Source organism: Amycolatopsis sp. NBC_00355 (genome assembly GCF_036104975.1).
Classification (GTDB): domain Bacteria; phylum Actinomycetota; class Actinomycetes; order Mycobacteriales; family Pseudonocardiaceae; genus Amycolatopsis.
This window is the reverse complement of sequence record NZ_CP107982.1, coordinates 689,270-702,893: the sequence shown is the minus strand read 5'-3', so window position 1 is coordinate 702,893 and position 13,624 is coordinate 689,270. Positions and strand designations below refer to the sequence as shown.

The 13,624-nt window shown below is 72.2% G+C and carries 14 protein-coding genes; 5 read left to right on the top strand and 9 right to left on the bottom strand.

Annotated elements, in window-relative coordinates:
- Nucleotides 1-36 precede the first annotated feature (36 nt).
- On the bottom strand, nucleotides 37-1,224 hold the full coding sequence (locus tag OHS18_RS03115; protein WP_328615836.1) for an amidohydrolase: 1,188 nt from the start codon (nucleotides 1,222-1,224) through the stop codon (nucleotides 37-39).
- Nucleotides 1,225-1,341: 117 nt separating this feature from the next.
- On the opposite strand from OHS18_RS03115, the gene OHS18_RS03110 reads away from it, so the two are divergent.
- The 4 genes from OHS18_RS03110 to OHS18_RS03095 all read left to right on the top strand — a co-directional run bounded on the left by OHS18_RS03110 (nucleotide 1,342) and on the right by OHS18_RS03095 (nucleotide 5,054).
- On the top strand, nucleotides 1,342-2,430 hold the full coding sequence (locus OHS18_RS03110) for a carboxylate-amine ligase (RefSeq protein WP_328615835.1): 1,089 nt from the start codon (nucleotides 1,342-1,344) through the stop codon (nucleotides 2,428-2,430).
- 55 nt (nucleotides 2,431-2,485) lie between these two features.
- Entirely contained in the window at nucleotides 2,486-3,352 is an 867-nt protein-coding gene (locus OHS18_RS03105; protein ID WP_328615834.1) for a GNAT family N-acetyltransferase, read from the top strand.
- Nucleotides 3,353-3,435: 83 nt separating this feature from the next.
- Complete coding sequence (locus tag OHS18_RS03100; protein WP_328615833.1) at nucleotides 3,436-3,744, top strand: hypothetical protein; 309 nt, start codon at nucleotides 3,436-3,438, stop codon at nucleotides 3,742-3,744.
- Nucleotides 3,741-5,054: a DUF4474 domain-containing protein gene (locus OHS18_RS03095; protein WP_328615832.1), complete on the top strand. Its 1,314-nt coding sequence runs from the start codon at nucleotides 3,741-3,743 to the stop codon at nucleotides 5,052-5,054. The genes OHS18_RS03100 and OHS18_RS03095 overlap by 4 nt, the downstream gene beginning before the upstream one ends.
- A gap of 12 nt (nucleotides 5,055-5,066) precedes the next feature.
- Here the strand turns inward: OHS18_RS03095 and OHS18_RS03090 are convergent, their stop codons facing one another.
- The 4 genes from OHS18_RS03090 to OHS18_RS03075 form a co-directional block, all read right to left on the bottom strand.
- Nucleotides 5,067-5,357 carry a hypothetical protein gene (locus OHS18_RS03090; protein WP_328615831.1) on the bottom strand — a complete coding sequence of 97 codons (291 nt, stop codon included), beginning with the start codon at nucleotides 5,355-5,357 and terminating at the stop codon, nucleotides 5,067-5,069.
- 71 nt (nucleotides 5,358-5,428) lie between these two features.
- Nucleotides 5,429-7,297 carry a CheR family methyltransferase gene (locus OHS18_RS03085; protein ID WP_328456304.1) on the bottom strand — a complete coding sequence of 623 codons (1,869 nt, stop codon included), beginning with the start codon at nucleotides 7,295-7,297 and terminating at the stop codon, nucleotides 5,429-5,431.
- Between the two features lie 10 nt (nucleotides 7,298-7,307).
- Nucleotides 7,308-8,072 (bottom strand): ATP-binding protein, encoded by a 765-nt coding sequence (locus OHS18_RS03080; RefSeq protein ID WP_328615830.1) that lies wholly within the window; start codon nucleotides 8,070-8,072, stop codon nucleotides 7,308-7,310.
- Complete coding sequence (locus OHS18_RS03075; protein WP_328618720.1) at nucleotides 8,069-9,079, bottom strand: chemotaxis protein CheB; 1,011 nt, start codon at nucleotides 9,077-9,079, stop codon at nucleotides 8,069-8,071. Before OHS18_RS03075 ends, OHS18_RS03080 begins: the two co-directional genes overlap by 4 nt.
- A gap of 392 nt (nucleotides 9,080-9,471) precedes the next feature.
- On the opposite strand from OHS18_RS03075, the gene OHS18_RS03070 reads away from it, so the two are divergent.
- Nucleotides 9,472-9,798, top strand: coding sequence for a hypothetical protein (locus tag OHS18_RS03070; protein ID WP_328456308.1), 327 nt, complete (start codon nucleotides 9,472-9,474; stop codon nucleotides 9,796-9,798).
- Between the two features lie 229 nt (nucleotides 9,799-10,027).
- Here the strand turns inward: OHS18_RS03070 and OHS18_RS03065 are convergent, their stop codons facing one another.
- From OHS18_RS03065 to OHS18_RS03050, 4 genes are all read right to left on the bottom strand, one after another.
- Entirely contained in the window at nucleotides 10,028-10,306 is a 279-nt protein-coding gene (locus tag OHS18_RS03065) for a hypothetical protein (RefSeq protein ID WP_328615829.1), read from the bottom strand.
- 315 nt (nucleotides 10,307-10,621) lie between these two features.
- The gene (locus tag OHS18_RS03060; RefSeq protein ID WP_328456312.1) at nucleotides 10,622-12,214 is read right to left on the bottom strand and encodes a phytoene desaturase family protein; all 1,593 of its coding nucleotides are present in this window, start codon (nucleotides 12,212-12,214) and stop codon (nucleotides 10,622-10,624) included.
- 118 nt (nucleotides 12,215-12,332) lie between these two features.
- Entirely contained in the window at nucleotides 12,333-12,767 is a 435-nt protein-coding gene (locus OHS18_RS03055; RefSeq protein ID WP_328615828.1) for a DUF6292 family protein, read from the bottom strand.
- Between the two features lie 119 nt (nucleotides 12,768-12,886).
- Nucleotides 12,887-13,522, bottom strand: coding sequence for a phosphoribosyltransferase (locus OHS18_RS03050; protein ID WP_328615827.1), 636 nt, complete (start codon nucleotides 13,520-13,522; stop codon nucleotides 12,887-12,889).
- Nucleotides 13,523-13,624 lie beyond the last annotated feature (102 nt).

Genomic DNA, 13,624 nt, shown 5'->3' with positions numbered 1-13,624 from the left:
CGGCCATAAGAGCCGGTAAGGAGTCCTTCACGGACTTCAGACCCCGTTCCGGGCCTGGGCGCGGAAGTAGTCCCAGGCCCGGCTGACCAGTGACGGGTGCGTCCGCAGGTCGATCGCCGTGCGGGCCAGTGCCGAAGCCGAGGCCAGCATCGCCGAGCGGCCGCGGGGGCTCGCCGCCGCTTCCGCGAACTCCCGGGTGTGGTCCGGGTGCTCCTCGGCCGCGATCGCCACGAACGGGTGGATCGCCGGGACGCGGAGGCTGACGTCGCCGATGTCCGACGAACCGAGGTACACCCCCGGCTGGGGCGGGCCGGCGTGGATGCCGCACGCGGCCAGGTGCTCGGTGAACCGCTCGGACAGCACCGGGTTGTCGCGGAAGTGCGCGTAACCGCGGCCGAGGCGTTCGACGTCCACCTTCGCCCCGGTCGCCAGAGCCGCGCCCTGCGCGCACGTCGAGACGTCTTCGGCCAGCTGGTCCAGCGCCGCCGTGGTGAGCGCGCGGAGCCCGAAGCGGCCTTCGGCGCGGTCGGGCACGACGGTGGTCGCCTCGCCGCCGTGGGTGACGATGCCCTGGACGTGCGCGCCCGCGGGCAGCCGCTGACGCAGGGCCGACAGCGCGCCGAACGTCTGGAGGAGCGAGGCGAGCGCGTCGATGCCGTGCTCGGGGTCGCCGGTCGGGTGCGCGGCGCGGCCGTGGAAGGTGATCTTCAGCTCGACCCGCGCGGTCAGCGGCGCCCACGACCAGGAGTGCACGCCGGGGTGGACCATCAGCACCGCGTCGACGTCGTCGAAGATCCCCGCTTCGGCGAGCGCCTGCTTGCCGCCGCCGGTTTCCTCGGCCGGCGCGCCGACCGCGAGCAGCGAGCCCCGGCTGTCGCCGAGCACGTCCTTGGTGGCCAGCGCGGCGCCGAGCCCGGCCGCGGCGACCAGGTTGTGGCCGGAGGCGTGCCCGAGGCCGGGCACCGCGTCGTACTCCAGCAGGAGGGCCACACAGGGACGTCCGGTGCCGGCGCGCGCGACGAACGCCGTGGGCAGGCCGGCGGTGCCGGTCTCGACCTCGAAGCCGTCCTCGGCCAGTTCGCCGGTCAGCAGCGCGGCCGCGGCATGCTCCTCGAAGGACGGTTCGGGCCGCGTGTGCAGCGCGGTCGCCACCCGCCACAACCGCTCGTCCAGGCGCTCGACCCGTTCGTCGGCTTGCTCGTGCAGCTCTTCGTGCCACTCCATGCCACGGTTAGTACCCCGAGCGCGCGCGATCACACAAGCGTAGTCATGCGGTCACCCGGTTTGCCGCATACCGCGTCCGGGTATCCCGCTGGTTCCCCCAACCCCAGGAGAATCCCGGTGACAGACCAGGTACTGACTTTCGGCGTCGAAGAGGAGTTCTTCGTCGTCGACCGCCGGGCAATGCTGTCGCACGCCGGCGACGACGTCGTCGACGCCGCGGAAGCGGCCGGTGGCAACCGGGGCGAGCTGCAGCACGAGCTCACCCGGACCCAGGCCGAGGCCGCCACCGACATCTGCCGCACCCATTCCGGTGCCCTGAGCCAGCTGCGCGGGCTGCGGGCCGATCTCGCCGGAGCGGCCGCCAAGCGCGGGCTCCGGCTGCTGCCCAGCGGCTGCGCGCCACTGTCCGAAGTGGAAGCACCGATCATCACGCCCACCCCGCGCTACGAGCAGATGGCCGACCACTTCGGCGCCACCGCGCGGACCGCGCTCACCTGCGGCTGCCACGTGCACGTCGCGATCCCGGACAAGGAAACCGGGATCGCGGTGCTGAACCGGGTCCGGCCGTGGCTGCCGGCGCTGCTCACCCTGACTGCCAACTCGCCGATCACCGACGGCTACGACACCGGCTACCACAGCTGGCGCTACCAGCAGTGGAGCCGCTGGCCCTCGGCCGGCCCGCCACCGAAGTTCGCCTCCCTCGACGAGTACGAGAGCGTCGTCGACGCGTGGCTGCGCGCGGGCTCGATCCTCGACCGCGGGATGGTCTACTGGGACGTCCGGCTCTCGGAAAACCAGCCGACGCTGGAGTTCCGCATCGCCGACGTCGCCGCGACGCCCGAAGAGGCGGTCCTGCTCGCCGTGCTGGCGCGCGGCCTGGTCGCCACGGTGCTGGACGACAGCGCTCCCCCGCCGGACCTGCCCAACGAGGTGTTGCGCGCCCAGCTCTGGCGGGCGTCGCGCGACGGCGCCACCGGCCGCTGCCCGCACCCGCGCACCGGCGACCTGATGCCCGCCTCGGCGGTGCTCGAGGACCTGATCACGCTGACCGGACCGGCACTCGACGCCGCCGGCGACCGCGAGTTCGCGGAGGAAGGGATCGCGCGCCTGATCGCCGGTGAGGGCGGCGCCGACCGGCAGCGGGAGGCCTTCGCGAAGCGGCAACGCGCGGAAGACGTCGTCGACCTGTTGTCGGCGACCACGTAAGGACGGCCTGGAAAACGGGATGCGGCCGCCTGCGCGCTGGTGTGTGATCACGGGCATGGCGATCGTGGTGGGGACCCCTTCAGTCAGTGGCCTGACCGAGGCCGTGGACGCGCTGCGGCAGTGGCAGAGCGACGAAACGCCGCTGCAGCTGCATCCGGGAGACCTGGGCTGGCAGCGGCGGTTCGGTGTGGCGGCGACGGTCGCGGCCGTGCGGACCTGGACCCGGGACGGCCGGATCGTCGCCGTCGGGATGCTGGACGCGCCGGAGCTCCTGCGGCTGACGATCGCGCCGGACGTCCGGCAGGACGAGGATCTGGCGCGCCGGCTGGCCGAAGACATCGCCGACCCGGAGCGCGGCGTCCTGCCCGCCGGGCAGGTGTTCCTCGAGGTCCCGGACGGCGTGCTGCTCCGGGACGTGCTGGCCGAGGGCGGCTGGCAGACCGACGAGCCGTGGACGCCGCTGCACCGCGACCTCACGGAGCCGGTGCCGGACCCGGGCCTGCGGATCGAGGTGGCCGGGCCGGAGCGGGCGCCCGAGTGGGCCGCGGTCCTGCGGGCGTCGTTCGAGCGCTCGACGTTCACCGAAGAGCGCTGGCAGGCGATGGCGGCCGGATCGGCGTACGCCGACGCCCGGTCCCTGCTCGGGTACGACGGCGAAGGCAACGCGGTGGCGGTCGTGACGGTGTGGTCGGCGGGTCCGGGACGGCCCGGGCTGCTCGAGCCGATGGGCGCGCACCGGGACCACCGGGGCCGCGGTCACGGCCGGGCGATCACGGTCGCCGCGGCGGCCGAGCTCCGGAAAATGGGCTCGTCGAGCGCGATCGTCTGCACCAGGAGCGCCAACGTCGGCGGCGTCGCCACCTACGAGTCGGCCGGCTTCGAGCGGCGCCCGGAGCGGCTTGACCTGCGCCGGGACAAGTAGGAACCAAACTCCGGAACCGGACGTCTCACCCCGGCGCGAGTGTTACATTGCCCGCGCGAAACGTCACGCGGGGAGGAAGTTCGGTGGGTTTCGAGGTCGATGTCGCGGACATCAGCAAGGCGGCGGCCAAGCTCGGCGAGGGGACGCCGCCGTCGCTTTCCGCGGCGGGAGCGCCGAACGTCGGGGCCACGGACCGGGCCGCCGGCTACGCGGGCGACTACGACGTCTGGCTGCTGACCCGGAAGGACGATCTCGACGCCGCGCAGCAGCAGGTCGACAGTCTCGTCGCAAGCATCAAGGCGGCCGCGAAGAGCTACGACAGCACCGATTCCGACGCGCGCGACGCCTTCCTGAAGGCCCTGGACAGCGGCTTCGCACGGATCGACCGATGACCTCGGTGTTCGACCGGATCCGCCGGCTCGCCGACCAGGTGGAGCGGGGCAGCACGACCGAGCTCGACGACCGTGCCCGCGCCTGCCGGGCCACCAAGGAGGCGGTCAAGGACACCAAGGCCCTCGTGGAGAGCGTCCGTGTCCAGCTGGGCGAGGCCTGGCACGGCGGCGCCGGCGAAGCGGCGTTGTCCTCGCTCGAAGACTTCAAGAAGAACCGCGACGACCAGGCCGAGGATCTCGAGGAGTCGGCGCGGTCGTTCGAGGTGGTCCGCGACGCGCTGGCGAAGGCGCAGCTGGAAGCGCGGAGCAAACGCGCGGACGCCGACGCGTTGCAGACGAAGCTCGACAACGTGTGGCGCGGCCTCGGGAGCGGCACGGGCACCGTCGTGCTCGCCTGGGCGGAGGACAAGGTCATCAAGGCGCGGGCCGTCGTCCTGCTGGCCGACATGCAGCGCGTCGTGACCACCTACGACGCGGTGCTGCTCGTCGAAGGCCTGAAGATCCGCAACCGGACGGGCCGGGTGTGGGAGCTCGCCGGCTCGGAGAAGCGGAACCCGGCCGAGATCGCCGCGATCATCCTGCGGGAGATCCCGGGCCTCGCCGCGCTGGTCGCGAAGAACCCGAAGCTCGACCTCGCCCTGCTCGAGGGCGACTGGGACACGATCATGCGGGACCCCGCGGTCGCGCGGAAGATCTACGACTACTTCGGCTTCGAGTACGTCGAGGACGGCGACTTCTACACGACCGGCGAGCACTCGGTGCAGAGTTACCTGGGCTGGCACGACATCTACGACAAGATGGAGAAGCTCATCGGCGCGGACCTCGACCGCACCAGCGCCCAAGGCGACAACATGGAGTTCACCGACCCGGCGACCGGGAAGCAGTACCGCCTGGAACTGTGGAAGGGCAGCTACGGCTTCGGCGGGGCGTTCGGCGGCGAGGTCGGCTTCTACACCAGCGACGCCGGCGACGACTCCGGGTACTTCTCCGCCGCCCAGGGCGACGACCAGATCAAGGTGACCCAGCAGATCTACGACAAGCAGAGCGGCGAGGTCTACTTCACCAACGACGGCCAAGGCGCCGACGGCACCGACAAGCGGCACTTCTGGAACCTGGGGATCCGCACCGAGCCCGGCGTGCACCCCGACCAGCTGGGCCAGCGCGCCACGATCGAGGTGCAGGACGTCGGCATGCGCGACCGGATGTACGACGAGATGACCCGCTACGCCACCGCGCACCCCGAAGAGCACCTCACCGTCACGAAGGGGTCCGACGACCCGCCCGTCCTGAGCTACGACTGGCGGAAGTGACCGCGGGGGCACTCACACCGCGGTCACCGGCTTGAACTCCCAGGGCCCGTCGTCATCCCTGGTGTCCCTGTCGTCGTCGCGCACCCGCACGTCGTGGTCGGCGAGACCGGCGAACACCTCGGCGACGTCGAGCAGGCCGGCGACCTCGTCGGCGACGTGCTGACCGTGCCGCTCCTCGATGTCTTCCAGCCCTTCGCGCACCGCCGCGGTCGCGGCGCTCCTGGCCTGGGCCAGGAGGGCGCGGGCCAGTTCTTCCGACGATCCGGCGGAACCCCGGGCACCGGCACGTCTCGACTCGCTCACGGCCACAGACTAGGGGGTGTCCTTGAAGTCACCGAAACCAGCGGACAGATCGGTCACTTACAGGACACCGCTCAAGCGGACCCGCCGGGACCGGGGCGGGTTTCCTCCATCATCAGCAACGCGCCCTGGCTCAGCCCACTGGCCCCGCTCAGGGGACTGCACATCAGCCGGACGACGACCGCGCGGCCGCGGCGGTTGATCGCGTCCAGCGTCAGCTCGGCGCGGGACTCGGCGTCGGCCAGCGCGTCGCGGACCACCGGGCGCAGCTCGGCCAGCGGCAGGCCGATGTCGAGGTTGAGCAGGTGGGTGCCTTCGGCCTCTTCCCGCCGCACACCCCAGAGTTCCTCGGCGCCGCGGTTCCAGGCCTTGATCCGCATCTCGGTGTCGATCACGACGATCCCGGCCTGGATCGAGGTCAGCACCGACTCGAGGAAGTCGTTCAGGTCGTCGAGCTCGACGCCGCGGTCACGCAGGGCGTCGTTGATCGTCTGCAGCTCGTCGTTGGTGGAGTGCAGCTCCTCGTTCATGGTTTCGAGCTCTTCGTTGGTGGACTGGAGCTCCTCGTTGGTCGTCTCCAGCTCCTCCACAGTGGACTGGAGCTCCTCGTTCGTGGTCTCCAGCTCCTCGTTGGTCGACTGGAGCTCCTCGTAGGCCGACTCGAGCTGCCGGTTCGAGTGCTCGAGCTCGGTGAGCAGCAGCCGCGCCCAGCTGACGTCGTGGAACACCACGGACACCCCGAGCAGGCTCTTCTCCTTGCCCAGCAACGGGTTGATGTGCACCTCGTACCACACGACGTCACCGGCGCGGCGCCACTCGACGTCCTTGATGCGCAGCGACCGGCGCTCCAGCCGGGCCTGCTCGACGTACGGGCGCAGGGCGACCGGGCGGTAGGAGACGTCGAGGTCCCACAGCTTGCGCCCGATGTCGCGTTCGGACAGTCCGAACGCCAGCTCCGCCTGCTGGTTGATCAGCGCCGTGATCTCGTCCCCGGTCACCACGATCTGGGCGACGGGGCTGGCCGAGAACGCGTGCTCGCGCAGCTGGTCCAGGCCCGAGACGTCGGCCGGGCGCCGCGGTGGGTAGCCGTAGGTGACGAACCGGCTGTAGCCCACCGGCGAGTTCGCCACCTTGCGGAACACCCGCCGCTTGAGGTCGAGCGGTTCGAAGATGCGGCCGTGGCTCAGCAGCATCTCGGCCTTGCCCAGGAACATCATCCCCCGCGGGGACAGCGCGAAGTGGAACCGCTCGAGGATCTTCGTCTGGGTGTCCGCGTTGAAGTACATCAGGGTGTTGCGGCAGACGAGCAGGTCGATCCGCGAGATCGGGGCGTCCTGCACGAGGTCGTTGCGGCCGAAGATCACCGAGCGGCGCAGGTCCTTGCGGAAGCTGTACCGGCTGCCGTACTGCTCGAAGTACTTCTCCAGCTTGCCGTCGGGGATCCCCTCGAGCTCGGCCGGGGTGTAGCTCGCCTGCCGCGCCTGGCCGAGCGCCTCCTCGTCGACGTCGGTGGCGTAGATCTTGACCCGCTGGCGGAAAGCGTCGACCCCGATCGCCTCGGCGAACGCGATCGCGAGGCTGTAGGCCTCCTGGCCGGCCGCGCACCCGGCGCTCCAGACCCGGATCGGCTCTTCCGGGGTGCGCTCGGCCAGCAGGGCGGGGATCACCTGCTCGCGGAGGTAGTCCCAGGCGTCGGGGTCCCGGAAGAACCCGGTGACGTTGATGAGGATCGTGTTGAACAGGGCGACGAACTCGTCCGCGTTGACCTGCAGCTGGTCGATGTACTCGGCGAAGGTCTCGGCACCGACCTGGCTCATCCGCCGCTGGACGCGCCGCATCAGGCTGGTGCGCTTGTAGCCGGTGAAGTCGAATCCGCGGGATTCCTTCAGATACGTGAGCACCGATTCGAAATCGTCGTCGGCTTCCGGCCGGGGATCCGTCACCTGGGACAGGCTACCCGGCCCGCCTTCCCGGCCGTCCGCGCGTGGTGAGCACCGCCCAGACCACCTTGCCGTCCGACCAGGACCGGCTGCAGCCCCACACCCGGGCGACCTGCGCGACCAGCTGCAGCCCGAGGCCGGCTTCGGTGGCGCTGAGCCGCTCGTGGAGCACGGCCGGGCGCGGGTCGTCGTCGCCGACCGAGACGGTGAAGATGCCGCGCCGCAGCTCCAGGCGCAGCCGTGGGGCGGAGACGGTGTGCCGGACGGTGTTCTCGACCAGCTCGGTGGCGATCAGCTGGGCGTCCTCCTCGTGCGCGGGCACGCCCCACTCCGCGCAGACGCGGGTGACGAACCGCCGGGCCAGTGCCGACGCCCCGGTCGTCGGCGCGAGCAGCTGCACCGCGCGACGCCGCGGCGGGCTGTCCCGTTTCCGTTCGGCGGTGCCGACGTCGTCGTGGACCGCGACGAACCGGTCGACCGCCCGGCCCGCGAGCACGGCCCGGTGTTCCGGCCGCGGGGAGACGAGCGCGAACGGGATCCCGGGCCAGTCGCTGATCCGCATGGCGACCACGGAGAAGACGCTCGCCAGGGTGTCGTCTTCGATGCGGAGGCCCCCGATGTCGGCGATCACGCTGTCGGGGGCGTCCGTGGCGATCTTCAACAGGCCGTCACGCAGGTCCGGGTAGGTGTCCAGGACCAGCGTCCCGGTCACCGTCACCACGGTCGAGCCGCCGCGGTGTTCGGGCACCAGCCACACGGCGGTGCCGGTGCCGGTCACGGCGTGGACCCGGGGTCCGGGTTCCGGGCGATGAGGAATCTCCGGAGGGTTTCGGCCGCCGTCGTGCACTCGTGGACGGTGGTGTCGTACCGGCCGGTCAGACCGGCGAGCCCGCGGTGGGTGGTGTCGCGCTGCATGCGCCGGGCCAGCGCGGCCTTCTCGTCGAGGGAGCGCAGGGCTGTCCACAACGCCCGCTCGAACTCGACGTCGTGGGCGCTGAGCAGCGCTTCGGCCGACCACGCGTGCCCGATGCGGCAGCGGTACTGCCCGTGCGACCTGCTCATCTCCAGCAACGTGCCCTGGCAGTCCGGGCAGCTGTAGCCCGAGGCCGGGGTCCCGTCGCCGGGGATTACCGCGTCCTGCCGGACGTCGTCCCGCGCGATCCGGTCCTCCAGCAGCAGCGCCGGTGACGGCTGGTCCTCAGGGCCCGGCTCCGCCGGGGCGCGCACCAGCTTGTCCAGCACCTTGCCGAGCACTTCGGCCGGGTAGACGTGCTCGGTCGGCGTGCGCACCAGGGCGTTCTCGGGCATCCCGGGGTAGAGCGCGTCGGCCGGGTCCTGGACCATCGCCAGGCCGCCCCGCTCCACGATCGCGCAGAGCCCGGCGGTGCCGTCGTCCAGCGCGCCGGAGAGCACCACCCCGATCGCCGCGGGGCCGGCGGCCACCGCCGCGGACCGGAAGGTGGCGTTGATGGCGGGCCGGTGCCCGTTCTCGGTCGGGCCGCGGCTGAGCATCAGGGTGCCGTCGGCGATGAGCAGGTGCCGATCGGGCGGGGCCACGTGGATGACGCCCCGGGTGAGCGGTTCCCCGTGCCGCGCGGCCACGGCGGGCAGCGCGCCGGCGCGGGCCAGGATCTGGGGCAGGGCGCTCGAGGCGCCGGGCGACAGGTGCATGACGGCCAGCACGGCCGCCGGGAAGTCCGCCGGCAGCGCCCGGACCAGGGTGCGCAGGGCCTCGACGCCGCCGGCGGAGGCGCCGACCACCACCACATCACGCTGGAAGGGCACGTCGACCACCTCGCTCACTCCGTTACGGTAGTCCCCTCGCCGGTCCCGGGTAACCGGGCGGAGGGGTTCGTGATCGGGCCTCGGCGCGGCGCACGCCCTTGATGTCCACTGTGGACGGTTCCGGCCGCTCTCACGGGCGGGACGCGGCTGCTCACGCCCCGCTCCGGCGGCGCGCAGTTCCCTGCCTACTCAGTTCCCCCGAGGCGGGACGTGATTAAACATCACCCGGGCGGGGAAGATCTTGAGGGACCGAGGTCCCGTAAGTGTCGGGGGGCACCGTGAGTGAACGACGATCCATCCGAACGTGTAGTGGCCCACGGACCCGAACTTCCGGGAACCTGGACTGGATGTCAGAAGGATCCGGACCCGACCGGCGGAGTACCGCCCCCACCGTGCGCTGGCGTGCGTCGATCGGCTTGACCGTCGGCGCCGACGGCCCGGTGTCGAGCATCGTCGAGTCCGACCACGGCACCGAAGGATCCGCCCGCGAGTGGATCGAACGGAAACTGCCCCGGACCCGCTTCCCCGCGTGGATCCCGGCGGCCCGCCGAGCGGACGGCGTCGAGTTGTTCGGCCGCGTGGCCCGCGGCCAGGTGGTGACCGGACGTCTGGTCCCGACCTGGGAATCGGACACGGCCACGGAAATCTGGCACGCGGACCGCACCGGCGACCAGGTCCAGTGGCGCCGCTGCACCGCCCCGGCGGCCGAGGACAACTGACCCAGGCCCGGCTGCGTCCGTTGCCATGTTGGCCGCTCCGGTCACCGAGTTGGCCACTCGGGTCACGGTGTTGGCCACTCCGGCGCCCGTGTTGGCCGCGCCGGTCACCGAGTTGGCCACTCCGGCATTGTGTTGGCCGCTCCGGTCACTGCATTGGCCGCACCGGTCTCTGCGTTGGCCGCCCCGGTCACCGTGTTGGCCACTCCGGCGCTCATGTTGGCTGCTCCGGTCACCGAGTTGGCCACTCCGGCATTGTGTTGGCCGTGCCGGTCACCGAGTTGGCCACTCCGGCACTCATGTTGGCCGCTCCGGTCACCGAGTTGGCCACTCCGGCACTCATGTTGGCCGCTCCGGTCACCGAGTTGGCCACTCCGGCACTCATGTTGGCCGCTCCGGTCACCGAGTTGGCCACTCCGGCACTCATGTTGGCCGCTCCGGTCACCGAGTTGGCCACTCCGGCACTCATGTTGGCCGCTCCGGTCACCGAGTTGGCCACTCCGGCGCCCATGTTGGCCGCTCCGGTGCCCGTGCTGGTCCTTCGCTCGCCGCGTTAGCCGCACGGGCTCCAGCCGTGACCATCCGGGCAGATGTCGGCCACTCGCTCCGGCTCCATCGTCGGCCTTGTCGACGCAGGGCCACCGCTCCGGCGACCTGTGCTGACCGCGTCGGTCGGCGGGGGCGTTCTCTCAGGCCCAAGTTGACTGTTCCACGCCAGTCGAACCTTCCGATCACTGCCGTTCGACCAATGGCGGGCGGCTCGGACGTACGCGAACGGCCAACACGGTGACCGGAGTGGCCAACACGGCTCTCGAGGTCGTGGGCTTCAGCCGTAGATCGCCCGGTGGGCCGCGCGGATCACCGCCGCGTAACCGCCGCCCAGTTTTCCGGCTCGGGCCAGCGCCGCGCGGGCCGCGTTGGCTCCGGGGCCGCCGTGGACCGCTCCGCCCGGGTGGGCCGAGGCGCCCGCCAGGAACAGGCGGTCGACGGGGGTGTCGGCTCGGCCCGTGCCCGGGACCGGGCGGAAGAACAGCTGCTGGTGGATCGCCGTCGTGCCCGCGTTGATCGCGCCGCCGACCAGGCCCGGGTTGTGCTCCGCCAGCTCTGCCGGGCCCTGCACGTACCGGTTCTCGACCAGGGCCGCGAACCCCGGCGCGTGAGCCTCGATCGTCTCCTCGATCCGCTTGACCCGCCGCTCCAGCGCCCCTCGCGCCGCCATCGCACCGCGCGGTACGTGCGTGTACGCCCACGCCGCTTCGGTGCCCGGCGGCGAGCGGTCCGGGTCGGTCGTCGTCATCTGGCCGAACAGCAGGAACGGACGTCGCGGCGTCCGGCCGCGGGCCAGTTCGCCGCCGAACGCCGAGAGGCCGTCCAGGTCCGTGCCGAGGTGGACCGTGCCCGCGCCGCGCGCGCCCTCGGCCGTCCACGGGACCCGGCCGGACAACGCCCAGTTCACCTTCACCGTCGCGCTGTCCCACTCGAACCGGCGCAGGTCGTCGACCAGCCGCGACGGCAGCCACTCCGCGCCCACCAGTTCGCCGTACAACAACGGCGCAGGCACGTCCGCGAGCACCGCGCGGCGTGCCCGGACCGGGTCACCCGCGGCGTCGCGGACCCCCAGCGCCCGGCCGCCGGCGACCAGGACCTCCCGCACCGGACGTCCACAATGGACTTTTCCGCCACGGGATTCCAAACGCCGCACCAAAGCCGCGGTCAGCTCCCCCGCGCCACCCGCGGGCGCCGGGAAACCGGTGTCCTGCCCGATCATCGCCAGCAGCCAGCCGAACACCGCGCTGCCCGCGTTGTCCACGGAAAGGTCGCTGTGCGCGGCGTTCCCGGCCAGCAGCAGCCGCGCCCCCTCCCCCGCGAACACCTCTTCGCCGAACCGGCGCGCCGGCAGCGTCAGCGTCCGCGCCAAGCGCAACGCGTCGGCCGTACCGGTGCGCCGCAACAGTTTCAGCGCCGGACGCACCGGCGGGAACGGCGCGAACAACGCGGCCAGCAACGGCTCCCGCAGCTCCTGCCACTGCGCGGCCAACGCTCGCCACGCGGCGCCGTCACCCGGCGCGAACTCGTCGACCGAGGCCGCGGTGCGGTCGAGGTCCCGCGAGAGCACGGCGCACCGGTCGTCCGGCAGCACGTGCGCGAGCACGTCCGGCGCGTGCCGCCACCGCAGGCCGTGGTCTTCGAGCCCGAGGCCCCGGATCGCCGGCGACACCGCGCCGAGCGGGTAGAACGAGCTGAACAGGTCCATGTGGAAGCCGGGCTCGGTGACCTCGGCGGTCTGGACCGCGCCGCCCGGCCGGTCCGTCGCCTCCAGGACCAGCACCGACCAGCCGGCGTCGGCCAGCATGTTGGCCGCGACCAGGCCGTTGTGACCGGCGCCGATCACCACCGCATCGGCGGCTTCCGTGCTCACTGGGCCTCCCGGCTCGTCACAACCACCACTGCAGGTCCTGCCAGAGTAGTGCGGCCGGCGCCCGGCGGTCACCCAGGTCTCACCTTGTGTCCGATGTGGACGGACGAGCGGGCGGACTTCAGGCCTGGCCTTCCCGCAGGCAGACGCTCTTCCCGGCGTAGGCGGCGAGACGCTCGTCGAAGCCGTCCGCGCTGCCGGGACTGCGGAAGTCCGGCGGGTCGGGGCGCCCCGGGTAGCTGTCACCGTAGAGCTCACGGACGAACGCCGCGACGGCGCACGGCTGGGGCAGCAGGTCCTCACCCAGGTAGGCCAGCACCACCATGTCCTCGCCGGTCGACGACTCGACCGCCGCCGCCCAGCCGTCCTGCTCGTCCCACAGCAGCGCCGTCTCGTGGTCCGGGAATCGGTCGAGACGCCGTTCCAGCGCCAGGTAGGCGGTGGCGGGCACCTCGACCTCGCAGAACCAGGCGGGCGCGTCGAGCTTGCTCGCGACCGCAAGCAGATACTGCCGCAGCCCGAGCGCCGGTGCGCCGAGTCCGTCCCGTTCCGCCATGACACCTGCCCATCCGTCGGTTCCCCCGCCCGGTGATACCCCGCCCCTCGCCGCCTCAACCCGGGATTCCCCAGGCGGAGCAGCACGTCACAGCGCGTCCTGTGTGGAACTGCCGAGGGTCACCGGGCGAGCAGGGCGAGCACCTCCTCGTCCCGGGTCTGGCGGAAATCGGCGTACCACTGGCCGACGGCGCGAAACTCCGGCGGTTCGAAGACGGAGACGACGTCGTCCGCTTCGGGCAGCAATGCGGCGGCTCCCGGAGCGCACACGGGTGCGGCGAAAACCATGGTCAGGGGGTTGCCGGCCCGCAGGTCACGCAGCGCGGCCCGGGCGGTGACGCCGGTGGCGAGCCCGTCGTCGACGAGGATGACGTCACGACCGGCGCAGACGACCGGCGCCCGGCCGCCGCGGTAGCGCTCCAGCCGGCGCCGCGCTTCGGCCCGTTCGCGGTTTTCCGTCCGGGCCAGCTCCCCGGCGGTGAGGTGCAGGATCCGGAGGCTCTCCTCGGAGTAGATGGCCGGGCCGTGCGGCGTGACCGCGCCGACGCCGAACTCCGGCCGCCCCGGCGCGCCGATCTTCCGCGCGACCGCGACGTCCAGTTCGGCGCCGAGCCATCGGGCGACGACGGCCGCCACCGGCATCCCGCCCCGGGCGAGGCCGAGCACGAGCGGATCGGTCCAGGTCCGGCCCGCGAGCGCACGCGCCAGCCGCCGCCCGCCGGCCTCGCGGTCGGCGAAAACCTGCGACGAGGACACGCGAGCTCCTCTCACCCGTCGAGAGCCTCTCGGGTGAGTGTCCTCCTCGGGCGGGCCCGGCGCGGAGTCCCGGCCGCCGCGGGCGACGCCGGGACGCGGAAC

Coding starts and splice junctions, on each gene's coding strand:
- OHS18_RS03115 (WP_328615836.1), bottom strand. CDS start 1,224: ATGGAGTGGCACGAAGAGCTGCACGAGCAAGCCGACGAACGGGTCGAG.
- OHS18_RS03105 (WP_328615834.1), top strand. CDS start 2,486: ATGGCGATCGTGGTGGGGACCCCTTCAGTCAGTGGCCTGACCGAGGCC.
- OHS18_RS03095 (WP_328615832.1), top strand. CDS start 3,741: ATGACCTCGGTGTTCGACCGGATCCGCCGGCTCGCCGACCAGGTGGAG.
- OHS18_RS03065 (WP_328615829.1), bottom strand. CDS start 10,306: ATGGGCGCCGGAGTGGCCAACTCGGTGACCGGAGCGGCCAACATGAGT.
- OHS18_RS03055 (WP_328615828.1), bottom strand. CDS start 12,767: ATGGCGGAACGGGACGGACTCGGCGCACCGGCGCTCGGGCTGCGGCAG.